The organism is Psychroflexus tropicus DSM 15496, assembly GCF_000378765.1.
GTDB lineage: Bacteria > Bacteroidota > Bacteroidia > Flavobacteriales > Flavobacteriaceae > Psychroflexus > Psychroflexus tropicus.
Genome location: NZ_KB905344.1, coordinates 168808 through 195148, shown reverse-complemented (window position 1 = coordinate 195148; position 26341 = coordinate 168808). Strand labels below are relative to the sequence as shown.

At 35.6% G+C, this 26341-nt stretch carries 26 protein-coding genes; 16 read left to right on the top strand and 10 right to left on the bottom strand.

What is annotated here, in order from left to right; genetic code table 11:
- Positions 1-15: 15 nt before the first annotated feature.
- The 5 genes from F598_RS0110465 to F598_RS0110445 are packed head-to-tail and all read left to right on the top strand — an operon-like array spanning position 16 to position 3472.
- Complete coding sequence (locus F598_RS0110465; protein WP_019039002.1) at positions 16-873, top strand: alpha/beta fold hydrolase; 858 nt, start codon at positions 16-18, stop codon at positions 871-873.
- A complete protein-coding gene (locus F598_RS0110460; protein WP_019039001.1) occupies positions 870-1571 on the top strand; it encodes a pseudouridine synthase in 702 nt (233 codons plus the stop codon). Before F598_RS0110465 ends, F598_RS0110460 begins: the two co-directional genes overlap by 4 nt.
- 15 nt (positions 1572-1586) lie before the next feature.
- On the top strand, positions 1587-2012 hold the full coding sequence (locus tag F598_RS0110455) for a VOC family protein (protein ID WP_019039000.1): 426 nt from the start codon (positions 1587-1589) through the stop codon (positions 2010-2012).
- A 1-nt stretch (position 2013) separates the two neighbouring features.
- Positions 2014-3084 (top strand): AI-2E family transporter, encoded by a 1071-nt coding sequence (locus F598_RS0110450; protein WP_019038999.1) that lies wholly within the window; start codon positions 2014-2016, stop codon positions 3082-3084.
- Positions 3059-3472, top strand: a complete 414-nt coding sequence (locus tag F598_RS0110445; protein WP_033408633.1) for a YkvA family protein — start codon at positions 3059-3061, stop codon at positions 3470-3472. Before F598_RS0110450 ends, F598_RS0110445 begins: the two co-directional genes overlap by 26 nt.
- A gap of 11 nt (positions 3473-3483) precedes the next feature.
- Here F598_RS0110445 and ffh read toward each other — a convergent pair whose 3' ends face one another.
- The 6 genes from ffh to F598_RS0110415 all read right to left on the bottom strand — a co-directional run bounded on the left by ffh (position 3484) and on the right by F598_RS0110415 (position 10074).
- Positions 3484-4812 carry a signal recognition particle protein gene (gene ffh, locus F598_RS0110440; protein WP_019038997.1) on the bottom strand — a complete coding sequence of 443 codons (1329 nt, stop codon included), beginning with the start codon at positions 4810-4812 and terminating at the stop codon, positions 3484-3486.
- Positions 4813-4932: 120 nt separating this feature from the next.
- Positions 4933-5439, bottom strand: a complete 507-nt coding sequence (locus F598_RS0110435; RefSeq protein ID WP_019038996.1) for an inorganic diphosphatase — start codon at positions 5437-5439, stop codon at positions 4933-4935.
- Positions 5440-5560: 121 nt separating this feature from the next.
- On the bottom strand, positions 5561-5980 hold the full coding sequence (locus tag F598_RS0110430) for a DUF2141 domain-containing protein (RefSeq protein WP_033408630.1): 420 nt from the start codon (positions 5978-5980) through the stop codon (positions 5561-5563).
- A gap of 125 nt (positions 5981-6105) precedes the next feature.
- Positions 6106-8637, bottom strand: coding sequence for a TonB-dependent receptor plug domain-containing protein (locus F598_RS0110425; protein WP_019038994.1), 2532 nt, complete (start codon positions 8635-8637; stop codon positions 6106-6108).
- Complete coding sequence (locus tag F598_RS0110420) at positions 8621-9508, bottom strand: FecR family protein (RefSeq protein WP_019038993.1); 888 nt, start codon at positions 9506-9508, stop codon at positions 8621-8623. Before F598_RS0110420 ends, F598_RS0110425 begins: the two co-directional genes overlap by 17 nt.
- Before the next feature lie 44 nt (positions 9509-9552).
- On the bottom strand, positions 9553-10074 hold the full coding sequence (locus tag F598_RS0110415; protein ID WP_019038992.1) for an RNA polymerase sigma factor: 522 nt from the start codon (positions 10072-10074) through the stop codon (positions 9553-9555).
- A gap of 121 nt (positions 10075-10195) precedes the next feature.
- Between F598_RS0110415 and F598_RS0110410 the strand changes: the two genes are divergently transcribed.
- Both F598_RS0110410 and F598_RS0110405 read left to right on the top strand, forming a co-directional pair.
- The gene (locus tag F598_RS0110410) at positions 10196-11236 is read left to right on the top strand and encodes a hypothetical protein (protein ID WP_019038991.1); all 1041 of its coding nucleotides are present in this window, start codon (positions 10196-10198) and stop codon (positions 11234-11236) included.
- Positions 11237-11245: 9 nt separating this feature from the next.
- Positions 11246-11479 carry a hypothetical protein gene (locus tag F598_RS0110405; RefSeq protein ID WP_019038990.1) on the top strand — a complete coding sequence of 78 codons (234 nt, stop codon included), beginning with the start codon at positions 11246-11248 and terminating at the stop codon, positions 11477-11479.
- 401 nt (positions 11480-11880) lie between these two features.
- On the opposite strand, the gene F598_RS0110400 is transcribed toward F598_RS0110405, so the two are convergent.
- The 3 genes from F598_RS0110400 to F598_RS0110390 all read right to left on the bottom strand — a co-directional run bounded on the left by F598_RS0110400 (position 11881) and on the right by F598_RS0110390 (position 16484).
- A complete protein-coding gene (locus F598_RS0110400; protein ID WP_019038989.1) occupies positions 11881-12870 on the bottom strand; it encodes a hypothetical protein in 990 nt (329 codons plus the stop codon).
- Between the two features lie 81 nt (positions 12871-12951).
- On the bottom strand, positions 12952-15444 hold the full coding sequence (locus F598_RS0110395; protein WP_019038988.1) for a DUF5686 and carboxypeptidase-like regulatory domain-containing protein: 2493 nt from the start codon (positions 15442-15444) through the stop codon (positions 12952-12954).
- Positions 15445-15506: 62 nt separating this feature from the next.
- Complete coding sequence (locus F598_RS0110390) at positions 15507-16484, bottom strand: pyruvate dehydrogenase complex E1 component subunit beta (protein WP_019038987.1); 978 nt, start codon at positions 16482-16484, stop codon at positions 15507-15509.
- A 149-nt stretch (positions 16485-16633) separates the two neighbouring features.
- On the opposite strand from F598_RS0110390, the gene F598_RS0110385 reads away from it, so the two are divergent.
- The 7 genes from F598_RS0110385 to F598_RS0110355 all read left to right on the top strand — a co-directional run bounded on the left by F598_RS0110385 (position 16634) and on the right by F598_RS0110355 (position 24007).
- Entirely contained in the window at positions 16634-17380 is a 747-nt protein-coding gene (locus tag F598_RS0110385; protein WP_019038986.1) for an electron transfer flavoprotein subunit beta/FixA family protein, read from the top strand.
- 17 nt (positions 17381-17397) lie between these two features.
- On the top strand, positions 17398-18366 hold the full coding sequence (locus F598_RS0110380; RefSeq protein WP_019038985.1) for an electron transfer flavoprotein subunit alpha/FixB family protein: 969 nt from the start codon (positions 17398-17400) through the stop codon (positions 18364-18366).
- Between the two features lie 169 nt (positions 18367-18535).
- The gene (locus F598_RS0110375; RefSeq protein ID WP_019038984.1) at positions 18536-19153 is read left to right on the top strand and encodes a bifunctional nuclease family protein; all 618 of its coding nucleotides are present in this window, start codon (positions 18536-18538) and stop codon (positions 19151-19153) included.
- Between the two features lie 3 nt (positions 19154-19156).
- Positions 19157-20854, top strand: coding sequence for a NupC/NupG family nucleoside CNT transporter (locus F598_RS0110370; RefSeq protein ID WP_019038983.1), 1698 nt, complete (start codon positions 19157-19159; stop codon positions 20852-20854).
- Positions 20855-20976: 122 nt separating this feature from the next.
- Positions 20977-21801 (top strand): thymidylate synthase, encoded by an 825-nt coding sequence (locus tag F598_RS0110365; RefSeq protein WP_019038982.1) that lies wholly within the window; start codon positions 20977-20979, stop codon positions 21799-21801.
- Positions 21802-21874: 73 nt separating this feature from the next.
- Complete coding sequence (egtB, locus tag F598_RS0110360; RefSeq protein ID WP_019038981.1) at positions 21875-23017, top strand: ergothioneine biosynthesis protein EgtB; 1143 nt, start codon at positions 21875-21877, stop codon at positions 23015-23017.
- A gap of 21 nt (positions 23018-23038) precedes the next feature.
- Positions 23039-24007: an L-histidine N(alpha)-methyltransferase gene (locus F598_RS0110355; RefSeq protein ID WP_019038980.1), complete on the top strand. Its 969-nt coding sequence runs from the start codon at positions 23039-23041 to the stop codon at positions 24005-24007.
- A gap of 263 nt (positions 24008-24270) precedes the next feature.
- Here F598_RS0110355 and F598_RS0110350 read toward each other — a convergent pair whose 3' ends face one another.
- Positions 24271-25350 carry an aminotransferase class V-fold PLP-dependent enzyme gene (locus tag F598_RS0110350; protein ID WP_019038979.1) on the bottom strand — a complete coding sequence of 360 codons (1080 nt, stop codon included), beginning with the start codon at positions 25348-25350 and terminating at the stop codon, positions 24271-24273.
- Between the two features lie 51 nt (positions 25351-25401).
- On the opposite strand from F598_RS0110350, the gene F598_RS0110345 reads away from it, so the two are divergent.
- Positions 25402-25803: a 2TM domain-containing protein gene (locus F598_RS0110345; RefSeq protein WP_019038978.1), complete on the top strand. Its 402-nt coding sequence runs from the start codon at positions 25402-25404 to the stop codon at positions 25801-25803.
- Positions 25800-26288 carry a dihydrofolate reductase gene (locus F598_RS0110340; protein WP_019038977.1) on the top strand — a complete coding sequence of 163 codons (489 nt, stop codon included), beginning with the start codon at positions 25800-25802 and terminating at the stop codon, positions 26286-26288. Before F598_RS0110345 ends, F598_RS0110340 begins: the two co-directional genes overlap by 4 nt.
- The last annotated feature ends 53 nt before the right edge of the window (positions 26289-26341 follow it).

Sequence of the window (26341 nt, the reverse complement as noted above, 5' to 3'; positions counted from 1 at the left end):
TCTCCCAACTAACCTATGAAAAAAGCCTCAAAAAAACTTGTACAAAAGTATGCCCCTCGAGTAATTGGATTTAGACTTAACTCTATTTTTCTAATCCAACCAGAGAAGGCCATCAGAAAAGCTTACAGGCTGTTTTCTTCCCCTAGAAAAGGAAAAGTAAAACCAGAACAAGAAACATTTTTAAATAAAGCGAAGACTACCTCAATAGAGCACAATTCAAAAAAAATTCAAACCTACCACTGGAAAGGAGACGGTAAAACAGTGGTCTTAATTCATGGCTGGGATAGTAACTCTTTCCGCTGGAAAGAACTTATTGAAGATTTACAAAAAGAAGATTTCAATATTATTGCCTTTGACGCACCAGCTCATGGCTACTCAGATGGTCAGCTTTTAAATGTACCGTTATATTCTAAATGCCTCGACCGTATTCTTAAATTATACCGTCCAGATTTTTTAGTCGGGCATAGCGTGGGGGCAATGACGGTGATTTACAACCAGTACCTAAAACATAGCACATTTTTAGAAAAAATAGTCCTTCTGGGAGCTCCTTCAGAAATGAGCCGTATCATGAAAGATTACAAACAAATTTTAAGACTGAGTGATAAATTTATGAATGCCCTTGAAGAGTTCTTTAAAGAGAAATTTGGCTATAATTTTAATGAATTCTCAATTGCAGAATTTTCTAAAACTATACAACATAAAGCTCTAATCGTTCATGATCAATACGATAAGATAGCCCCAGCAGAGGAAGCAAAAGCGATTCATAAACACTTAAAAAATTCTACATTGAAATTAACCGAAGGAGCTGGACATTCTTTAAATAAAAGTGAGATCCGTAATGATATTATAGAATTTTTAAATGCACAGACATGAGTGATGAACCCATACGTATCAATAAATATTTAAGTCAGGCTGGTTTTTGTTCCAGGCGTGAAGCTGATAAGCTGATGGAACAAGGCAGAATTACCATTAATGGTGAACTGATTACAATGGGGACCAAGGTTAATCCGGGAGACAAGGTTTACGTGGATGGGAAATTGATAGAGTTTGAAACTGAAGAACATGTTTACCTTGCTGTTCATAAACCTAAAGGAGTCGTGTGCACCACCAATGCTAAAGTTGAAAAAAATAACATTGTAGACCTGGTTAATTACCCCACACGTATCTACCCTGTTGGACGATTGGATAAAATGAGCGAAGGCCTGATTTTAATGACCAATGATGGCGAAATCGTAAATAAAATTTTAAGAGCTAGACATTACCATGACAAAGAATATCTGGTAACAGTAGATAAGCCAATCACTGAACAGTTTATTGAAAAGATGAGGAATGGAGTTCCAATTTTGGATACCATCACAAGGAAATGTGAAGTTGAAAAATTAGGTGATAGAAGCTTTAAAATTATTCTTACTCAAGGGCTCAATCGACAGATTAGGAGAATGTGTGAAGCCCTAGACTATAGAGTGAGAACATTGAAACGTACTAGAATAAAAAACATTATCTTAGACGTAGAGAAAGGTAACTATAGACACCTTACCAAAGAAGAAGTAAAAGACCTCTACAGGAATTAAACTAAAGAACTACCTATGCCAACACTCATGCCATTTCATCTTGCGATTCCAGTTCAAAACTTGTCTGAAGCAAGAAATTTTTATTCTAACACCCTAAATTTTAAAGAAGGAAGAAGTGATTCTCACTGGGTCGACTACGATTTTTTCGGACATCAATTTGTGATACACGAGGATAAAAAACACAATCCTAACCCCGATGCTCATAGTAAAGTTGATGGTCATGATGTTCCTGTTCCTCATTTTGGAGTAGTCCTGGAGTGGGAAGTCTTTCATGAATTTGCGGAGCAATTAAAAGAAAAAGGAATTGATTTCGTTATTGAACCTTACATTAGGTTTGAGGGAAAACCTGGAGAACAGGCCACTATGTTTTTTAAAGACCCTAGTGGAAATGCCTTAGAATTTAAAAGCTTTAAAGATATGAATCAAATTTTTGCCAAATAAGATGGATAGGTTATCCCCAAGACTGGTCAGGCAACTGTTTATCCTTTTGATTATTTTATCATTGGGTTCACTCATATTTAGAGAGCTTTTACCCTATATCTCTGGTATCCTTGGTGCTATTACCTTTTATGTGCTTCTGAGAGGTTTAATGACAAAAATGCTTAAACGCGGCTGGAATGATACCTTGAGTGTTTCTATCCTGATGTTAGGCTCATTTATTCTCATTTTAGTACCTGTTTTAGGAATTATACTCATGCTTTCCTCAAAAATAAGTAAGGCTATACAGAATTCTGAAAAGGTCATTGAAGCAGCAAAAGCTCAATTTGTCCAGCTCGAACAACTCACTGGCTTCAAAATTGGAGACAATATAGATAGTTCTGCGGTTACCGATTGGCTCTCTAACAACTTACAGGGACTAGCAGGGGGCACATTTGAAGTTTTTGTAGCCATAAGTATCATGTATTTTCTTTTATACTACATGCTACTTAATCAAAACAAGCTGACCTTATCTATGGAGACTTATATTCCCATAGGTGTTCAGAATCTTAAACTTATCGCCTCAGAATCTGCCAAAAAAGTGAAAGCAAACGCCATAGGCATTCCCTTGGTCGCTTTGTTTCAAGGGATTATTTCTCTAATTGGGTATTGGATATTTGGAGTTCCCGAAGCTATGTTTTGGTTTGTCATTACAACCATAGGATCTATGATTCCATTTATTGGTACAGCGCTTGGATTTATCCCAGTTACCTTGCTGATGTATTATCAGGGCGATACTGCCTCTGCTATCGGAGTGCTACTTTATGGTCTTTTAGTTGTTGGATCCTCAGACAATATCGTGAGGCTTTTGGTTCTTAAAAAAATGGCAAACGAGCATCCGCTTATTACTCTTATTGGGGTTATTATTGGGGTTCCTCTATTTGGTTTTATCGGTCTTATTTTTGGCCCTCTACTATTATCCTTATTTTTACTTATCGTTATGATTTATAAGAAAGAATACGGTGAATTTGAGTCAAAATCGGAGAAGAAATTAAACGAAAGCATTGTTAATGAAGAAAAAGAAAAAAGTGGATAAACGCTTTGTCAAAGAAGGAATAGAAACGGTATCAGAAACTGATTTTGAGACTGTATTTGATAAAAAAGATCAATTATTCGCCAAATTAAACCATCCTGACTGGAAAAAGTATAAAGAAAAAGTTATACTCATGTTTCAGTTTTTGAAAGATGTAAAGCAAAAAAACTATCCCCAAACACCGTGGAGAACTCTTGCAGCAATGATTTTTGCAGTAATTTACATCATTAACCCACTAGACCTGGTCCCTGATTTTATTCCCTTTCTGGGCTATTTAGATGACATTACTGTTTTTGGTTTCATACTAAAGATGATCAATCACGATCTTGAAGCTTATGAAAACTGGAAATCTGAAGAGGAGTTAGTGACCGAAAAACCTTCTGAAGATTAAAATGTCTCAAATTACTTGAGATTTTGCATCATTTGCATCATCTTCTTACCACCACCACCTTGCATCATTTTCATCATTTTGCTCATTTGAGAGAATTGTTTCAATAACTGATTCACTTCCTGAACACTTGTTCCTGAACCCTTACTTATTCTTTTCTTACGACTAGCGTTGATGCTGGTTGGGTTCTCTCTTTCTTGAGGTGTCATGGAATGGATCATAGCTTCAATGTGCTTAAAGGCATCATCGTCTATATCCATGTTTTTCATCATTTTACCAGCGCCAGGTATCATGCCCATAAGGTCCTTCATGCTACCCATTTTCTTGACCTGTTGTATCTGCTTTAAGAAATCATCGAAACCAAACTTATCTTTGGCAATTTTCTTTTGAATTTTCCTGGCTTCCTCCTCATCATACTGCTCTTGGGCTCTTTCCACAAGAGAGACTACATCACCCATGCCCAAGATACGGTCCGCCATTCTAGAAGGATAGAACACGTCTATAGCATCCATTTTCTCGCCAGTACCAATAAATTTAATTGGTTTATTTACCACAGACTTAATGGATATGGCAGCACCACCTCGTGTATCACCATCCAACTTGGTTAAAATAACACCATCAAAGTCTAAAACATCATTAAACGCTTTAGCAGTATTCACTGCATCCTGTCCCGTCATGGCATCGACCACAAACAAAGTTTCTTGTGGTTTTATCGCCTTATAGATGTCAGATATTTCATTCATCATGACCTCATCTACTGCAAGTCGCCCAGCTGTATCGAGAATAACGACATTATGTCCATTTTGCTTGGCGTGAGCAATAGCAGCTTCTGCAATGGCAACAGGATTTTTTTCTTCTTTATTGGAGAATACCTCTACCCCGATCTGATCGCCAACCACATGTAACTGGTCTATGGCGGCCGGACGGTAAACATCACAGGCTACCAGTAATGGCTTTTTGGTTTTTTTAGTTTTTAGAAAATTTGCCAATTTACCCGAAAAGGTCGTCTTACCAGACCCCTGTAATCCAGACATCAAGATGACGCTTGGATTACCAGATAAATTGACGCCCTCAGCTTCGCCCCCCATCAAATCCGTTAATTCATCTTTAACGATTTTGACCATCAGTTGATTAGGCTTCAAGCTCTTCAATACGTTTTGACCTAAGGCTTTTTCTTTAACCAAATTGGTAAATTCCTTGGCAATTTTGAAATTGACATCGGCATCCACCAATGCTCTTCTCACCTCTTTAAGTGTTTCTGCTACATTAACTTCTGTAATCTGTCCGTGACCTTTTAATACATGAAAGGCCTTATCTAACTTATCACTTAAACTATCAAACATATCTTTTCTTGAATTTCAGCAAAAATAAGAATTTGAATTCTATTAATGAAGATTTTTAAATACTAAAAACCACCTCAAAAAGAAGTGGTTTTATATATAACTGATTAAAATAACTCCAGCTTACAGACTAAAATTATGTGTTACTGTATCGCTTTCTTTGTAGCGAGCTACAGCTTTTTCAACTAAGGTAATGGCTTCTTTTTCATCACCCCAGTTGCCAATACTTACTTTTTTATCTTCTAAATCTTTATAAGTTCTAAAGAAATGTTCTATTTCTTTAATGGTGTGTGGATTGAGATCTGAGAACTTTTGAATGTTATCTCCCATAGGATCCGCAACAGGAACACAAATAATCTTCTCATCTGGTCCTTTCTCATCTGACATATTGAGTACGCCTACAGGCCTTACTTCTGCAACACAACCTGGCACAACAGGATTCGTGAACAACACCAAGACATCGATAGGATCGTTATCCAGGGCTAAAGTCTCTGGCACAAAGCCATAGTCCGCTGGATACATCATAGAAGTGTGTAACATTCTATCGAAACGTATTTGCTTTAAATCAAAATCATACTCGTATTTATTTCTGCTTCCTCTCGGAATTTCAATCAACACATCAAATGTCATAACTACTGTTTTAAATAAATTTTAAGGACGGCAAAAATAGTAAAAACTTTGGCTTCTAGTTCAAAAATTATCAAATAAAAAACCTGACCATAGGCAAATCCTAGGTCAAGTTTTATTATTCTTACTGAAACTTGAGAAGCAGATCTTGTTTTACGGAGTTAAGTTCGAATTTAGCACCTTCCCAGGTTGGGTATTGTTCAGGGTCCATGTTTCCAGACATTGCCCAGGGCTCAAGTGGCATTCCGTTAGATTTTACATCCATTTGTTGATTCCCATTAAGGTCATGAAAAACTGAGATCGCATAAGATCCATACGCCATATCTTTAAACGTAATTTCTGATCCATTGCCGTCTACTTTCACAGTTTTTCCAATCGAGGGTTGCCTAAGAAAATTATCTTTTTCATAAATACCAACAAATAGCTCTCCCTTAGTTTCTTTTACATTTTCAAATCTTACAGTTAAATCCCCAGTTTCTTGAGCAACAAGGCTTTGAATAAAACAAAACAAAGTTAGGGTCATTAATTTTACAATCGTGTTCATGAGTTTTATATTTTGAGTTCTATCCAAAAGTAAATCGAGGGATAAGAACATAAATAATGTTTCCGATCAGCTGTAATTTAAAGTGGATGAATTGTTATTTCAGGTCCTTGTTGGAATGTAAATACTTAAAACTGGATGGAAATAAATGCATTGGGAGTTAATGCTAAACTTCTGACTCTTACATTTTCAATACGGGTATTGACATCCTCCAGTCTATAGAATTGTTGAGTGATATTATTGCTATTAAATACATTCAATAGACTAAAGCCTGTTTTTACTAAAGAATGTTTGAGATCAAACTGATAACTCGCCGTGAAATTAACCTGAAAGTAATCTTCAAGATTTCCTTCGTTCGGATTTAGAAAATTAATCCTTGGATTGGTGTTTGGAGTCAATATCGGACTTTCAAGATCAATTTCTGTAATAGGCCTGCCAGCGAAGTAGCGACCTCCTACAGACAGTTGAACTGAATTTGACGTATAACTTGCTCCAAAAGCTGAACTTTGAGTAATCTCGAAATTATTAGCGAATTGCTGAGGTTCAAAAGTTCTGAAATCGTACTCGTTATCCATGACCGAAAAGTTAATCCAGAAATTAAAATCATTTATACGTTTCTGAATGAGTACCTCAGCCCCAAGTACTTCGTAGTCCCCATTGATTTGTAGAAACTCTAATTGATTTTGAAACCCTTGACTTCCTGATGAAATACGTTCTACAGTTTTATGATATACATTAGCTTGAAGCATCCATGCGTTTTTAGTGTAGTTGACGCCAGCTTCTAATTGTAAGTTATTAAGGATGGGGAAACTATCCTCATTAGCAAGCACCCAGCGCCTTTTCTCTACTCCTAAAAAATCTTGTTGCTGATCGATTACTTGGGTGAGGCTTTGGTTTTTAATTTCACCAAGTAAATTCCATCGCCAATGTCGGTTGGCTTGAAAACTTAAATTGAACCTTGGTTCTAGTCGAAAATCTCCATAATCGTCATAGTAATTTCCGCGAATTCCCAGTTTTGTCTTTAACTTTCTATTGCCAGACGTATAATCCAATTCTCCAATCCCAGAATGGGTAACCAGTACTTGTTTGTCTCTTAAAATCACCTCAGGCGAATTGACTATGCTATTATTTCTTACTCCGACTTCATTAAGCTGGTATCCCATCCGAAGAGTAAAGAGATCTGAAAGGATATAAGTATCTTTTAAACTGAGTTTGAGATCAACAACTCCGTTATTTTGAAGCAAGGTTTGATCGTTCAATACAGATTGATTGAAGGCTTCAAGATCATAAATAGAAGCATTGAAAGCCACTGAGGATGTATGATTCTCGCTCCACTCCTTTTCAAAACTCAAATTGGCTAAAAAACTACTCTGCTCAAAATCATTACGCTTTTGCTCTAAAGTAGTCTCCAAAACCTCGTCGAAGGTAAGTTTATTTTGAATAGCTAGTACATCCAGATTCAATTTAGCTCCTTCTTTAAATTCATAATCATACTGAAGCGAAACATCCACAAACTGAAGTTCCTGCTCAGTAGTTACTTTATTATCATCACCCTGGAGCAAATCCTGAATCTCAGTATTCTGAAATACTTTATCTGTAAATCCATCGTAGGTAGGGGAATCCCAGACTTCTGTTAAGGATTTTCTAGCCGCAACCTGAAGGTTGGACTTTTTGTTCAACATTAACAAAGCGCTTGCGTTGGCACTTAAAAAATCTAACTGTAGAGTTCTCTTATAATCCTGAGAATGTTCTCGCGATGAAATATCAATGACTGAGGAAACACCCTCATTATAAAAAGCAGAACTTCCGTTCTTAAATACTTTAATCTCATGATTCATGAGCGGATTGATCGCGGAAATCATTCCAAAAAAATGACCGGTTTGATACATTCTTGAACCATTCCACAGAACCAGGTTTTGATCATGTGTCCCTCCTCTAACATTAATTTGAGCAATGGTTTCATCAGTATTGACAATTCCTGGAACATATTGCAAACTATGAAGAACATCTGCATTGATAAGACCTGGTAAAACACCAAATTCTTGGGGAATTATCTTTAGGCTATTGTCTAAGTTTAACGATATACCTTTGGCCAAATACTCTTTGATAATAACTTCATCTAATTCTATCTCTGGGTATAGATAAATTGAGATACAATTATTATCATTTAAGTTATCCATACTTCCTTGCCTGTTTAAGTAATTGGGATGTGTTACTACAATATCGTTTAGACTTATCGATTTTTCTAAGAAAACTTTTCCAAAGGCATTGGAACTTGCAATTTTGGAGGAATTGAATTGAACTACAACATTTGAAATGCTTGAACCTGAATTAGCATCTATAAAGCTTATACATTTTTTTGAAGAATCAATTGCGATAGATATACTCTTATTTGTCACAAAAATAAACTCCAGAGGAAACTGCAGTTTTATAAACTCCAAGGATTGTTCTAAAGAGTTCCTTTCAGGTGGAGGTTCTACATAGAGGTTGTCCAGGTCTTCACTTAAATAATTAAAGTTGACAGTGTGATCCTCTTCGATTCTATCCAACAATTCAATAAGCTCAATCTTTTCTCCAGATTGAGCTTGAAGACTATAGCCAAATAAAATCAGTAAGGCTATAAAAATAGGTTTACAACAAAAATTATCTTTGTTCATCATTAACAAAAATAATTCTATTTTCGTTGATGACTGTAAAATCGATTTGATAAGTTTCGCTCAGTATCTCTAAAGCCAGTGATAAACTGTCGGTAGGCAGTGTTCCTGTAAAACTTTTATTCGTAGAAACTTGAGAAATATCCACCTCAATTTGATAGTCTTTTTCAAGTTGTTGAATTACTTCAGCTAAGCTTACATTTTTGAATTGGCTGGTTTTGGTCACCCATTCGGGTTGGTCTTCATAAACATTACTTTGTTCAATTTTTTTACCATTTTGAAAAGTGACGAACTGACCTTTCTTCAATACTTCCTTGCTGTTTTTAAAACTCACTTTTACAGACCCCTCGTAACAAATCACTTTAAATGTGGAATCCCTGGAGTAAACATCGAAGCGAGTTCCCAACACTTTTACTTCACCAAGCTCTGTTTTTACTATAAATGTATCTCCTGTTTTCACTTCAAAATAGGCTTGACCACTAAGCTGAGTAGTCCTGTCAAAACTCCAAAACCAATTATTGAATTGAAATCTTGTGTCTTCCGCAAGAATCACTTTGGATTGGTCTGGCAGCAGAACAGTTTCCTGAGTGTTGAGTTGAGAAGTAAAGTCTTTTACAGAAAACAGAAAGGCTAACGAGGTAACCCCTAGTATTATAAAGATAGAGGCGGCAATTGACCAGTTAAATTTTATTTTCTTTACTGTTGGCCTATTACTTTTTATCTCTTCAAAAACTTCTGCTTTAGAAAATTCTGGCTTTTCAAGTTGTGCTGAATAATGCTTAATTTTCATTAGAGTCTCTAAACCTTTCTCTCCATGTAAATCTTTAGAGTCAATCTTATCATCAAGCCAATCTGCTAATTTGTATTTTTTCTTCATAGGACTTACTTTCTACAATTAAAACAACATAAAAACGGTTTACCCTAATTAAAGGCTTCAATATGTTCTCTTAAGCTTTCCAGAGCTTTCTGCATACGTTTTTCTACAGCTTTTACACTTATGTCTAGGATTTCAGCAATTTCTTTATAGGATTTATCATCGATCCGGTGAAGCAAAAACGCCACTCTTTGTTTTTCAGAAAGCTTCTGTATCGCCTGTTCTAATTTGACTTTAAATTCTTCTTCTTCCAGTTTAAAATGAGGAGTTTGTTCATCCTTAGTTTGCTGAGGAACAGTATTGGCATAGTTTAAAACAACTTTTTGATGCTTATATCTATTCAAAGATAAATTGTTAGCAACAGTGTAAAGAAAGGATTTAGCTTTTGAAGGTGGTACCTTTTTACAATTTTCCCAAAGTTTTATAAAAGCCTCCTGCACAGATTCCTTAGCCATTTCTTTATTACCAAATTTATAGAAGAAATAATTATTTATTACTTCAGAATAAGTGTTGAAAATATGCTCGTATCGTTTTTCTTCACAAACGTCTTTAGACAGTTCTTTTTGCATAGGCCCTAAAGCTAGTTTTCACAAATAAAACAACTCAAAATGAATTTACCCTAACATTGACATAGGGTATAGCGCAACTGAGTTGTTAATCTTAAAAAGGAATTTAATAAATTTACAAACGATGAAACACTTCTACTTTATTTTAACACTATGGATTTTATGGGGATGCCAAAGCGAGGAGCGCTTTGAACAGGTAGAAGAACTCACCTCTATATCTTCTCAAAGTGAGATAAGTGATTTGTTATTAAGGCTTACACAAAACCCTACTGCTTTTGATGATTTTGTAGATGGGTCTAATGCGATTAGCTTAGAGTTCCCTTTTGAGGTTAATCTGAATTCAGGATCTGATTTCATTATATCTGATTTCTCTGACTATGAAACTTTAATCGATGAAATTTCTAATCAAACCACCTCCTATACACTTAGCATTACATTTCCCACGGAAATATCTTTCTCTAATTATGAAACACTGATTGTTGAGAGTGAGTCTGAATATAACTCAGTTATCAACACGACATTGGGTTCTTCTGAAATCAATTGCTTAGAATTTGAATTTCCTATTAATGCTAAGATTTTTGATGCCCAGAATAGCTTAACCGATAATCGAACATTGCAAAATAAAGCGCAATCACATAACCTCATTCAAAGTCTTAAAGTAAACAGTGGCTTTTATGAATTAAATTATCCTATCACCATAGAAATTGAAGGAGTTGAGAGTTCTCTATTATCTAATACAGATTTAATTTCAGCTATAGAAAATCTAGATCAAAGCTGTTTTAATCCTTCCTTATTGAATACTGAATCCAGGTTAGAAGATTTTATCGCATTTGTGAGTGATGGAGTATTTCAAATCACCTCATTTATAGATGAAGATGATGAGGACCTCACTACATCTTACCAAGACTATAGATTTACATTCAATACCAATAATAGCATTTCAATAGAAGACATTAATTCTGGAGAGAGCTTTTCCGGAACCTGGGAAGCAGAGATAGACGATGGTGAATTTATATTCGATCTAAACTTTGAAGATGACAATGATGAGCTGGATGAGCTGGATGAAGATTGGGTTGTAAGTGCTTTTGGAAATCCAGATGCGATAGTGCTTTTTGATGAAGACAATGATATCGACCGAAGTCTGCTTACCTTTGAAAAATTATAATTATTACCTATGGAAAAGGAAGACTCTTCAAAAGCTGAACTTAAAGGTAAATTGAAAACCGTTAATGCTATTTTCTATTCCGTCCTGGTGGCCTGGCTGATTTTAGTTGGCCTTATATTGTATAAATTCATCATTGGAAAAGATACCACAGCTCCTTTTTTAGGAACCATACCAATTATTGCTATTCTTATTATACTAGGTCAGCTAAAATCTAAAATGAGAAAAGAGATCGACTCACACTAATCTTATAAACCAATACCTCTCTTGCAAATTAATTCGCCTTTTGTAATCGATTAAGTCTTTAATTATTTACAATATCGAGTAGCTTTCCATTGAGGCAAGACTAGCCGACGATAAATAATAAAAAAGGAATCTGCTTGGTCTAAGTTTACATATTGTCTACTGATTTTTACTGAATAAATCTATCCAGTAATTTTATAGCTAATAAAATGAATGGTTTAAGCTAGGTAAAAGTGAACTTAATTGCTTCAGGTGAAAATGAATCCCAAGACGACAGTTTTAAATGAAATAAAAATCTTAAGCATGTATCTCCAAGTTTAAGCTGGATTATGCAAATTCAAAAAAAGAAAAAAACCCTGCCAAATAATCTGGCAAGGGTCTTGAAATTGAGACGTAAGTTTTAATTAATCATCTAAGAGATCCACATACTGCTCAATAGCGTTCTTAATACGGTTTGCCAATTGTCTATTCCCATCATTATCTTCTGGACTTATCTCAATCGTTCCGTTACCGTTACCGTCTGATGCTCCCGAAAGATCTACCTGATTAAAAACAGCAACCAAATCGAAATCGAATACAATCGAATTATTATTATCTTCTGTAATGATAAGATTTTGGACCTGGTCTTCATAGTCGACTTCGAAATCTTCTTCCAAAGTGTGGAAAAATTCAAATGCTGTTCCAGAAATTGTACCTCTCATTAAGATAGATTTCTGATACAGTTCGCTAGTTGGATCATTACTCCTTTCCATTTCAAATTCAACTTCATCATATTCTCCAACAGGAATTTCTACCTCAACAACAGTGACTTCATCCTGGCTCAGATTAAGCTCAAATGGTCCTCTAAGTTCAAATTCATCTTCAGAATCGTATCTATCATCATCGCTATTATCGTTACCGTTATCGTCACAACCGTCGTCATCGGTTTCTGTAGCATAAACTGAAAAATCTTCTCTGAAGTAAATTTCGGTCCCACTTTGAAGTTCGATTTCATAAACATAAGGATCATCGTCGTCACCATCTTCAAGTTCTCCTTTACAAAATGGGTCGTTTGGATAATTTTCTTCTAAATAGCTAACTATTTCTTCGGGTAAGTCTTCAAAATTTAAATTATCGTCATCATCTGAATTTCCAGAAGAGTTTCCTGGGACTCCAAAGCCATCAGCAAATTCAAATTCAATATTGGTGATATTAATCAAAAATTCAGATACCTCAACATCTGCAATAGCTTTTGCTGAGCTGCTGGTGTTGGCACTTCCGGAAGCGACTGCTTTAATTTCAAGATTAGATTTAGGCAAGTCTGCTAAGCTTGGGTTGGAATCTGAATCGTCTGAAGAGCATGACCAAACTAAAGTCAGTGCTAAAATTACTGCTATAGATTTTAAAAATTTCATAGTGTTTTGTTTTATGGTTCACTTATAAAACAACACTTAACAAGTCAACCCTAATTCAAAATTGAAATTTTTTATTAACCCTTAAAAACTAAAGCCAAATCCTCCAGTTATACCGAAGCTTCTGGCGCCAGGAATATCGTTATAATTTCCTCTAAAGTGAAAGTCAATTCTTAAAATTCGAAAGATATTATCCACTCCGAAGCTGTAAGACCAGTAAGGTTCCTGATCTGGAGCACGGTAAAGAGGATTGGTTGTAGAGGCGTTGAGCAACTGATTTTCATCAGAAATACTACCAGAAACTGCTCTTACAGAAACAATCTCTCTTAAGTCGAGATCCCTTAGCCATGGAATTCTTGAAAAAAGCCTTCCGTCAAAATTGTGTTCAAAATTCACGCTGGCGTATGTATCAGTTACAAAATCATAAAAATCCAAAAGTGGAAAAGAGCCTTGTATAGAAAACAAGGTTTGGTTTCCAGGAACAATGTCCAAGAGGCTCAAGGGGACAGCGCCAAAGGTTTTTCCTAATTCTATACTCGAGGTAAATTCTCCAAAACCTCCTATTTGGATGGGCTGTCTGTAGTAAAATTGTAATTTTTCATAATCGAAATCTGAGGTAGTAATATTCCCCAGACCTTTAGTATAATTAAGAAGAAATTCCGGGAAGTCCCCGTCATTTACTGTAATTCGCTCCACACCATAACCTGTTGTTTTACGTCCAGGTCGATATCTAATAATTGAAGACACTTCCACTTGTTCGGTCACAGCCTTTGTTTCTGTTCGCTCTGGATTGGTGAAATAAGCTAAACTAAATTGATCTGAAGCAGACTCTAGCCTTTTGAAGTTACCCTCAAACCTAAGGTTGAAGTTTCTGAAAGCTTCGAAACTCAAAGATAGGCTTGATAAATTAATGTTAGTTAGAGATGTATTTGCCCCAACGGTAAGTACAGAGGAGGACGCTAAATTCCTTCCTAAAACATCTGTGGTATTGGTAAGGCTTGCGCCTAGCTGTTCGATATCTCTCCGATTTCCCCCTGCTATAATCAATCTCATTTTTGGGTCTATCATCCATTTGCCAGATAATCCATACTTAAATTTATCATCACCAAAACCATAAGCCAAAAATCCTTGAAGTCTCCAGTCATCGTTCTGAGAGAAATAAGTTCTCCCTCCTACTCTTAATCTAACACCTTCTACTTCATTGAAACCAAAGCTCGAAAACACCGGTCCAAAATCCCATCCGTTCTGCTCCCAGTAGCCGGTTGCTAGTATCGTTCCAACATTATAAATTCTTTTAAAAGCATCTACGGTTTGCAGCGTATCCAGCATTTTGTAAACTTGCTTCTCGTCCTTATTGAGATTTTCCTGCCTATTCTGTGTCCAAAAGTCGTCATCACGATTATAAATTGCCTCATTGAACGTTTCTGGCTGATAATTATAGAAGGCTTTTCCTTTTGGCTGATCGAATACATAATCATCATAAAGAGTTGTGCGTTTACCATAAACACCACGTGATTCTTCTTTTTTATTGATGGAAAAATCTGTCATAAACAGATCTTTTGTAATTAAAAACACAGAATCATTGAGAACATCAAACTCCTGCTCTATATAAACATCTTTTACCCAGTTGATGTTTGCCCCCTTAGACATAGCCAGGTTGATTTTTTTAATGGCCCAGGTAGTATCGTTCACCCAAAAATCCCCTTTAAAGTTTAGCTCCCCTTTCCGCCTTGGATAAAATACAATATTGTAACACCATTTTTCGTCTATAAAAGTGCTATCGGTTAAAACATAATTATAATTATCTATTCCTGTGGTAGATAATGGACTCACGAAACTTTTACTAAAGAACTTCAGGTAATTGTCATAGATGTTATATTCGGCATAAAGGTCTTTGATAAAAGCGATAAGGTTTTGATTATTATCAAAACCAGAACTTTTGTTACCAGTAAGTACCTCCTTTTCATCGTTGGTTAAGTTGTTACCATATACTTTAGATGCTGCTTCATTAAGAAACACAGGGAGGTAGGTCTTTCCGGTAACAGCATTGGTGTCTAGATCATCAAAAATAAATTCCATTCCATTAAAAATTCTGGAATTAATCAATGAGCTATCAATCGTATTAAGATCAAATTCAAGCTTCTCGTATTTATCATACTGATAGTGGTCAAACTTTTTAACCCCATTCTCACGCTTATTTTCCCATATTTTTCTTAAGATATCTATTGCAGGATTATTCTTTTTGGAAGTCTTACCAGAATAGACAACGACTTCACTCAATTCTGATGAATTTTCCTGCAGAACTATTTCAATGTTATAAGTGGATCTTTGGTCTAGTTTCAGCTTATAATTTTCAAATCCCATGAATGTAAATTCAAGGCTTGAATAGGAAGAATCAGACTGAAGATAAAACTTTCCATTTTCATCAGAAATAGTGCCTTCGGATGAGTTTGAAAAAAAAACGTTGACGTAGGGAATAGGGTTTCCGTCAGAGTCTTTTACATAACCACTTACCTTGGTTTGACTGTAAGAAGCGAAAACTGAAAACACAAAAAAGAGTAGGAAGAAATATTTCATTAACTAAAAAAGCTTCAAATGCAATTTTATGCAAATGAAGCTTATTTATAATTTGATGAGTGTTAAATATATAAAACTTTTTTAACAGCCTTGATGACATCCTCGCTATTTGGCAACCATTCTTCAAGTAGAACGGGAGAGTAAGGAGTAGGTGTATCTGCGGTATTTAACTTAACGATAGGTGCATCTAAGTAATCAAAAGCTTCATTCTGAACTTTATAAGTTATTTCTGTAGCTACATTACCAAAAGGCCATGCTTCTTCTAAAATAACAAGTCTATTGGTTTTCTTTACAGACTTGAGAATAGCTTCATAATCTAGTGGTCTTACCGTTCTTATATCAATAATTTCACAAGAGATATTATCCTTTTCCAGTTCATCTGCAGCTTTGTAAGCCTCTTTTATAATTTTACCAAAAGAAACGATAGTAACATCAGAACCTTCTCTTTTGATATCTGCCTTTCCTAGAGGGATTGTATATTCCTCTTCTGGAACTTCTCCTTTATCTCCATACATCTGCTCACTTTCCATAAAAATCACTGGGTCATTATCTCGAATTGCAGATTTCAACAAGCCTTTGGCGTCATAAGGATTGGAAGGAACCACTACCTTTAAACCTGGCGTATTGGCAAACCAATTTTCGAAAGCCTGAGAATGGGTAGCACCCAATTGACCAGCAGAAGCGGTTGGTCCTCTAAAAACTATAGGAATATTAAATTGACCACCCGACATTTGACGCATCTTGGCAGCATTATTTATGATTTGATCAATACCAACTAATGAGAAGTTGAAAGTCATAAACTCAATAATAGGACGGTTACCATTCATGGCAGAACCTATACCTATCCCCGAAAAACCAAGCTCCGAAATTGGGGTGTCAATGACTCTTTTATCACCAAACTCATCCAGCATACCTTTAGATGCCTTATAAGCGCCATTGTATTCAGCAACTTCTTCACCCATGAGATAGATCGTCTCATCAGCACGCATCTCTTCGCTCATCGCTTCTACAATAGCTTCTCTAAATTGTATTGTCCTCATCTATTTAAATTTACTTTTAAAGAATCACAAAAATAGTAATTCAAATTTCTATACACTATAAGAATCTTATAAAAATTTTATTATGCATGCATAGTATTTATTGGCTAAAACTACTATATTTGTATACCTAAGATAAAAAATTCGAAATCATGAAAATATTAGTTTGTATTAGTCACGTTCCTGATACGACATCAAAGATCAATTTTGTTGAAGAGGATACAAAATTTGATACTAATGGAGTTCAGTTTGTTATCAATCCAAACGACGAGTTTGGTTTAACTCGTGCCATGTGGTTTAAAGAAAAACAAGGCGCGACAGTAGATGTTGTCACTGTTGGTGGTAAGGACACAGAACCTACCATAAGGAAAGCTTTAGCAATTGGAGCAGATACTGCACATAGAGTAGATGCTGAACCATTAGATGGTTTTCAAGTTGCTAAAGAGTTAGCTAACGTAGCCAAGGAAGGCAATTACGACTTAATCATTGCAGGGAGAGAGTCTATAGATTATAATGGTGGAATGGTTCCAGGAATGTTAGCTAAGTTAATCGGTGCTAATTTTATTAACACCTGCGTAAGCCTAGAGGTTGAAGGTGATACTGCAACTGCTGTTAGAGAAATTGATGGTGGTAAAGAAACACTAAAATCAAGTTTGCCTTTAGTTATTGGTGGACAAAAAGGACTTGTAGAGGAAAGCGATCTTAAAATCCCTAACATGAGGGGTATTATGATGGCTAGAAAAAAACCCTTAAATGTGGTTGAACCTGTTTCCGGTGAAAAACAAACTCAAGCTAAAATGTTTAGAAAGCCAGATCCTAAGGGTGAAGTCACTATGATAGATGCAGAGAATTTAGATAGATTGATAGATTTACTTCATAACGAAGCAAAAGCTATATAACATTAAAAAATAATATTATGTCAGTTTTAGTATATACAGAATCAGAAAATGGCAAATTGAAGAAGGCTGCATTTGAAGTTGCCTCTTATGCCAAAGGAATTGCAGATTTGATGGGGACTAGCGTAACAGCAGTTACTGTAAATGCAGAAAGCGTAGATGAACTTAAAACTTACGGAGTAGAAAAAGTTTTAAAAGTATCTCATGATAAATTATCAAAATTTAATGCAGATGCCTACGCAGAAGTGATTACTCAGGCTTCAAAAAAAGAAGATGCCAAAGTGATTGTTATAAGTCAAAGTGCAAATGCAAAATATTTAGCACCATTACTATCAGTTAATTTAAATGCTGGTTATGCTTCAAATGTCGTTGCTTTACCGAAAACAGATGGAGAATTTACAGTAGAAAGAACAGCCTTTACGAATAAAGCTTTTAATATGACTTCTATCTCAACTGAAGTAAAGCTTTTAGGTTTATCAAGTAATGCTTACGGCTTAAAAGAAAATGAAGTATCACTTTCTGAAGAAGATTTTTCTCCTGAATTGAATGATGAAAATTTTGGAATTATAGTAGAGTCTGTTGACAAAAACAAAGATAAAGTGAGTATTGCCGATGCTGAAGTTGTTGTTTCTGCTGGTCGTGGTATGAAAGGTCCAGAAAATTGGGGAATGATTGAAGAACTTGCAGATGTACTCGGTGCAGCAACCGCATGCTCGAAACCAGTAAGTGACATGGGATGGAGATCTCATGGTGAACACGTAGGGCAAACCGGTAAGCCAGTGGCGACAAATCTTTATATCGCTATTGGAATATCTGGAGCTATACAGCATCTTGCTGGTATTAGTGCATCCAAAAATAAAGTAGTAATCAATACAGATCCTGAAGCACCTTTCTTTAAAGCTGCTGATTACGGGATTGTAGGAGATGCCTTTGAAGTGGTTCCTCAATTGATTGAAAAACTGAAGGAATTTAAGGCGAATAACTCATAATTTTCATAAATTGTGCCCCTTTAAAGGGCGGTCTAATTTTTAAGAAGTCCTTAAAAGTTAGACCGCCTTTTTTAATTAAATAATTGTTTGAGTTCTAAATTAAATTTTGGGCGAAAAGCAAGTTAAAGTTTGATAAATTAAGCCTCAAATGGTTTCAATAAAATGAAGTATGAGCTTAGCTAGACTTAGCATAAAAGGAATTTCTTACAGTCAAACCCAAAACGGTGCTTATGCACTTTTATTGAGTGATATGGATAGCGACAGACAACTACCTATCGTCATAGGAGCTTTCGAAGCTCAATCTATTGCCATTGCACTTGAAAAAGAAATTAAGCCACCAAGGCCACTCACACATGATTTGTTTAAAAGCTTTTCAGATCGATTTGGTATTGTGATCAAACAAGTGATAATTCATAAGTTGGTAGATGGCATATTCTATTCCAGTTTAGTTTGCGATAGAGACGGAGTTGAAGAAACCATAGACGCCAGGACAAGTGATGCCATTGCGCTAGCTCTTCGATTTGAAGCTCCAATCTTCACCTATAAAAACATACTGGACAAGGCAGGAATATACCTAAGTGATAAAAATAAAGATGCTGATATCTACAGTTCGGAAAACCTACAGCATACGGAGGAACCTGACCAAACAGAAAAAAAATCTTCCTTTAAGAGTGAATTTAGCCAAATGTCAACTAAAAAATTAAATGAACTTCTAGAAAAAGCCGTTAATGATGAAGACTATGAAAGAGCGGCAAAAATTCGTGATGAAATATCTAAACGAAGCTAGCACATGAGACATTTCATTCTCGGCATATTATTTTGCCTCCCCCTGTTTTTAACTGCCCAGACTCTGGAAGGTGATTGGAAAATCGAATTACAAGAAAATCAAGACACTACCTTATATTTTGAAAACCAGCAAACAATTTCTTTTAGTGATTCTCTATTTAGTATAACTCATGCTAATAAAGACCTGCTTTACCAGGGAGACTTTAGAGTGATAAAAGACAGCTTACAGCTCCTTCCCTACCTAAGGTCATTGGATATCATACAATTTAAAATAGCTACAGAAACAGATTCTTTGATAAGATTAAGTTCAGATCAGTTTCAAATTCAGCTAAAAAAGCAATCAACGACACAAGTCGCTTCAGAAGAAAGTCTGGTTACTCCTAAAGAAATGATCGCCAATCAAAGCTTTAGTTTTACGAGTCTTTGGAGAGGCGTATTGGGCATGTTGAGTTTATTGCTTATTGCCTATATATTAAGTAAAAATAAAAAGGCCATCAACTGGAAAACGGTAGGTTTTGGATTATTAGCCCAGCTTATTCTTGCCATTGGAGTCCTTAAAATTCCTTTTGTACAATCTGCATTTGATTTTGTTGGTAATATTTTTGTCAAAATTTTAGATTTTACAGCTGCTGGTAGTGAGTTTCTATTAGGAGATTTGATGGACACCAGTACTTACGGTTATATTTTTGTTTTTCAAATTTTACCTACAATCATCTTCTTTTCTGCACTTACCTCAATTTTATTTTATCTGGGTATCATCCAGAAAGTAGTGAGCGCTCTAGCCTGGGTACTTTCTAAATTATTAGGTATATCCGGGCCTGAAAGCCTAAGTGTTGCAGGTAATATCTTTTTAGGACAAACAGAAGCTCCCTTGATGATCAAGGCTTACCTGGAGCGTATGACCCGTTCGGAAATTCTTTTAGTTATGATTGGCGGAATGGCAACGGTAGCTGGGGGAGTTCTTGCGGCCTATATCGGGTTCTTGGGCGGCGATGATCCAGTTATGAGGCTTGCCTTTGCGAAACACCTGCTAGCAGCTTCTGTTATGGCTGCTCCTGGAGCTATCGTCATTTCTAAAATATTATATCCACAGCAGGCTAAAGTCAACACCAATGTAGAAGTATCATCAGAAAAAATAGGCTCTAATATTCTTGATGCTATTGCCAATGGAACCACAGAGGGACTCAAGCTAGCAGCAAATGTGGCTGCAATGCTCCTGGTCTTCGTAGCCCTTATCGCATTCATAAACTACGGTTTTGAAAAAATTGGTGAACTTACTAACCTGAATACTCTGGTGGCCAGTAACACTCCATATGAGAAATTTTCTTTAGAGGCCATATTAGGGACTCTCTTTGCTCCTTTAATGTGGTTAATTGGGGTCGCTAAAGAAGATGTCATGCTAATGGGGCAACTCCTGGGTATCAAATTAGTTGCCAGTGAATTTGTGGGCTACATACAGCTTGCTGAGCTAAAAAACACGGCAAATGTGTTAAGTCTTAATTATGAGAAATCTGTCATCATGGCTACCTACATGCTCTGTGGATTTGCAAATTTTGCATCTATTGGTATTCAGATTGGAGGTATTGGCTCTTTGGCCCCAGGGCAACGTAAAGCATTGTCAGAATTTGGAATAAGAGCTCTTATTGGTGGGACTTTAGCTTCGTTGATGTCTGCAACTATTGCTGGAATGATCATAGGTTAGTACTAGCTGTTTTCTGTTATAAATTATAAAAGATTCAGGACAAAATTATTTTGATAAATGTCCTAAACTTCAAAATACTTTACCAATTAATTTCTATTTTTAAGCTTCAAACACAGCTTATTATGAAACAATATCATGACTTAATTTCTCATATTTTAGATAACGGTGTTCAAAAGGGAGATCGAACAGGTACTGGAACCAAAAGTGTGTTTGGTTACCAGATGCGGTTTGACCTGAATGAAGGATTCCCCATGGTAACCACCAAAAAACTTCATCTCAAATCTATTATTTATGAATTGCTTTGGTTTTTGAAAGGAGAAACTAATATTTCATTTCTACAGGAAAATGGAGTGAAGATTTGGAACGAATGGGCGAATGATGATGGAGATCTTGGACCTGTATATGGTCATCAGTGGAGAAATTGGAATTCTGAAGATATCGATCAAATAAAAGAATTGATTCAAACATTAAAAACCAACCCGAACAGCAGAAGAATGATGGTTTCGGCCTGGAACCCTAGTGTACTACCAGACACGTCAGAATCATTTGAAACCAATGTTGCCAATGGAAAAGCAGCTCTCCCACCCTGTCATGCTTTTTTTCAATTCTATGTTGCTGATGGAAAATTATCTTGCCAGCTTTATCAAAGAAGCGCTGATGTTTTTTTAGGAGTTCCTTTCAATATAGCTTCCTATGCGCTTTTCACCATGATGGTAGCCCAGGTTTGCGATTTAAAACTCGGTGATTTCATACACACCTTTGGGGATGCTCATATTTATAATAATCATTTTGAGCAAGTGGTGCTTCAACTCTCAAGAACTCCTAGAGCACTACCTCAGATGAAGCTAAATCCCAACGTTAAATCTATTTTTGATTTTAAATTTGAAGATTTTACTCTTGAAAATTACGATCCACATCCACATATCAAAGGAAAAGTGGCGATTTAAACTTAGGTTAATTGTTTATTCAGAGCCCTTCTTTCTGTCTCTTTTTTTAGTAAATTCAAACAATTACTAAATTATGATTGAAGAATTTATTGAAACGAGAGCTTATACAGAGAAACTTTGTGAGCCCTTAAAGACCGAAGACTTTGTCATCCAGCCCGTTGAATTTGTATCGCCTACGAAATGGCATTTAGCTCACACCACTTGGTTTTTTGAAGTTTTCATTCTCACAAAATTTGATCCTGATTATCAACTTTACCATAAAGATTTTCCTTTTCTGTTCAACAGTTATTACGAAACGAAAGGAGATAGGTTAATGCGTACTCATCGAGGAAATTTATCTCGACCTACAGTTGATGAAGTTTACCAATATAGATCGTTTGTCACCTCCGCTTTAGAAAAATTTCTACAAAAAAATTCAGATCAAAATGAGGTATTAAATCTTGTGGAAATTGGAATTCACCATGAAAAACAGCATCAGGAACTGCTGTTGATGGATATCAAGTATTGCTTTGGACACAATCCATTATTTCCAGCATACGGAGATTTTAAACATGAAAAAAAAGAAGCTGACACTTCAGGATGGATCTCAATTGATGAAGGTATCTATGAAATTGGTCACCAAGGAAATGCTTTTTGCTATGATAATGAGACTCAAGCACACCAGGTATTTTTACAGAATTTCAAAATTAGTAAACAGCTGATAACAAATGGTGAATACTTAGAGTTTATAGAGAATGACGGCTACAAAGATCCCTTATTATGGCATGCCGAGGCCTGGGATTGGATACAAGGTGAGCAAATCACAAAGCCCCTTTACTGGCATAAAATGAATGAAGAGTGGAAAGAATTTAGTCTCTCGGGCTTACAAAAGTTAGATTTAGAGTTACCTTTAAGTCATATTTCTTACTATGAAGCTTCTGCTTTCGCGCAATGGAAGGGTTTACGACTTCCAACAGAGTTTGAGTGGGAAATAGCTCAAGATAGATTTGAATGGGGAAAACGCTGGGAATGGACAGAAAGTGCTTATACTCCTTATCCAAATTATAAAAAAGCTGCTGGAGCATTAGGGGAATATAATGCAAAGTTCATGGTGAATCAAAAAGTGCTTAGAGGCTGCTCTACATTAACCCCAGCCAAGCATACCAGAAAAACATATCGAAATTTTTTTCACCCAGATATGAGATGGCAGCAAAGCGGAATAAGACTTGCCAACTAATCAAGACAATGAAAATCAAATATGAATTCAACAACTAAAACCAATACCTATACAGATTTTGAAAAGGATGTAATCGACGGACTTCAAGCCTACCCTAAGCATCTCTCTTCTAAATTTATATACGATAAAAATGGAGATAAATTATTTCAAGACATCATGGCAATGCCAGAATATTACCTTACCAATTGTGAGTATAATATTTTGAAATATCAGTCTGCTTCAATTGCTGAAAAATTTGATCTCAAAGAGGGGTTTGATCTAATTGAATTAGGGGCTGGAGATGGCAAGAAAACTAAACTTTTACTCAATCATTTATCCAATATCAATGCCAATTTCACCTATCTCCCTGTCGACATCAGTCAAAATGTATTGGATGAACTTGGCAGTTCCCTGGAAAAAGAACTACCGAAAGTAAAATTTGAATTGCTACAAGGTAGCTACTTTCATGTGTTAAGCCAATTATCAAGCTACAATAAAAGGCAGAAAGTTATTTTGGTTTTGGGGTCCAATATTGGCAACCTATTGCATAATGATGCCATCGAATTCTTGAAAAAAATTCAAAATAATATGACTGCTAATGACTTACTTTTTATGGGTTTTGACCAGAAAAAACATCCACAAATTGTACTTGATGCCTACAATGATCCCAAAGGAATTACAGAAGCTTTCAATAAAAATTTATTGCTACGTATCAACAAAGAGTTAGGAGGTAATTTTGATTTAGAATCGTTTTTTCACTGGGAAACTTATGATCCTGAAACTGGTACTGCCAAAAGTTTTCTGGTTAGCAGAGTTAATCAGGAAGTCAAAATAAAAAATCTTAATCTCACAATTTCATTCAAGGCTTGGGAAACTATACATACTGAAATATCCCAAAAATATGATGATGAGACCGTAAAATGGTTAGCTCAAGAAGCTAATCTAAGCATAGATAGAAGGTTTGAAAGCGAGACTGGTTACTATAAAAATTACACCTTTAAAAAAAGCTGAGTGAGGAGCCATTTGAAAATTGAGCTTCAGCAAGGTTTAGGGACTCCTAATTATATAATTCTGTAATTTATTCTCATAGCAGATAGGCTTTATTAGTTGAAACGCAGGCATAAAACCTTTCTTATCGATTTAAAACCAAAACAGACATCTAGCTCTAAAACTTGTCTGGATGAAGCGAAATGTTCTCTTAATAAGTAAATTAATTTGCTAGCGAAACAAAGCAATGTGAGTATCAAAAAGAAAATTTAGATTTAGAACTGACTTTATTTTGACAAAGCTTTAAGCAATCTATCCAAATCATTTTCAGTATTAAAGTACTGAAAGCCAACCCTAATTCTTCCACCTCTATAGGCGCATAGAATTCCTTCATTTTTAAGCTTTTCTACATCATTTTCATTTCCACTTAGGCTAAAAATATTCTGTGAAGAGTCTTCATCTATCACAGAAGTGTCTAGAAGTCCTAAATTCAAGAATTTTGATTTTGCCAGCTGAGAAATAGCTTTAATTTTAGATTCAACAAAATCAATACCTAGAGTGTTATAGTGAAATTCCAAGGCATACTTTAATCTTGCAATGGCAATGATATCAAAATGTCCGGGCTCTAGAAATCCTGTTGGTCGAAGTGTACCATCTGGTTTTTCATCTAAAGAATTACTACCTATAGTTTTGAACTGATGCTTCTCTAAAAAATCTCGTTTGAATAGAAAAAAAGCATTTCCAAGTCCTGCATTCATCCATTTATAACCGCTGGTTCCAAATACATCAAATGGAGAATTTTTAAAGTCGAAAGCTTCAGTTCCACAAAATTGTGTTGCATCTGCTATAAAACTCACGCTAGGAAATTCTTCTTTGAGTCGTTTTAGTTCATCTAAATCTAGTTTTAAACCACTGATAAATTGAGAGAGACTAAAAAGAAAATAATCAGGATTCACCTTTGAAAATGTTTGATTTAAATTTTCGTAGAGGTTTAAATCAATGTTGACTTCATGAACTTCAAAAGGTCTCGACTTGACGGGTAAATTCACCGAAGGGTAATCTTGAGTTAATAGTACTACTTTAGACCCCTCAGGTAGATCGTTCAAAATTAAATTTAATCCTGTTGAAAAGTTATTGAGCATGCCAACGGCTTCCAGTTCGGTATTGAAAATCTTTGATATTAAAAATCTGGTGTCTTCAATAAGTCCTTTTTCGTACTTATCTGTAAAAACACTCCCATTCAGCCTGAACTCTTCTTCAAGCTGATAGATTTGTGAGGATACTGACTTTGGAAGAATGCCTGTAAATGGAGTATTTAAATAAGTGTAGGTGGACAGGATAGGAAACTCATTATTTATGCTCTTCATAAGTAAATTAGCTAAAACTATTATTAAATTTGAAGCTCTAATATAATTAATATGGATTCAAATAAGAAGATTGATCCCGAAATAAGAGCGCTTTATGAAAATGCTCATCAACGGATAAAGCAGAAAAAAAGGCTAACAACCCACGTGGTGTTTTTCTTTGCCGGTTCTGTTATTTTTATTGTTATCAATATAATTTTAGGCTACCAATCCGAATTTAAACCCCTGGGAATGGATTGGTTTGTTTCTGCCATTCTTATTTGGCTTTTCTTTTTAATTATACATGCTATCAATGTATTCGTTGTTAATAAATTAATGGGAAAAGAGTGGGAAGAAAAACAAATGAATAGGCTTGTCGAAAAACAACTTGAGCGATTGAGAAAATTACAAAAGAAAGTAGATAAAAAGCACCCAATAGAGATCGAAAACCAAACTAAACCTGAGGAAAAGCCATGAAAATAACAATGATTGCTGCGGCTGGAGAAAATAATGCTCTTGGAAGAGATAATGATTTGGTTTGGCATCTTCCCGATGATTTTAAGCGGTTCAAAAAAATCACCTCTCATCATCATATCATCATGGGAAGAAAAACTCTGGAGTCTTTTCCCAAATTACTTCCACATAGAAAGCATATCGTCATTACCAGACAAAAGGATTATCACCAAGACGGCGTTGTTGTCACTCATAACCTTGAGGAAGCCTTACAAGCCTGTAAAGGTCAGGAAGAAGTTTTTATTATTGGAGGTGGCGAAATTTACAAACAAGCTATGCCTATAGCCGATAAAATTGAACTCACTCGGGTTCATGAATCTTTTGAAGCAGATACTTTCTTCCCAGAAATCAATGAATCCAAATGGCAATTGGCAGAATCTACTTACCATCCAAAAGATGATAAGCACGATTATGATTTTACCTATTTAACTTTCTTTAAATCAGAATGAGGATGTAAAATCGGGCTGATTTCGAAAAAAAATATTAAAGTACAGCCTAAATC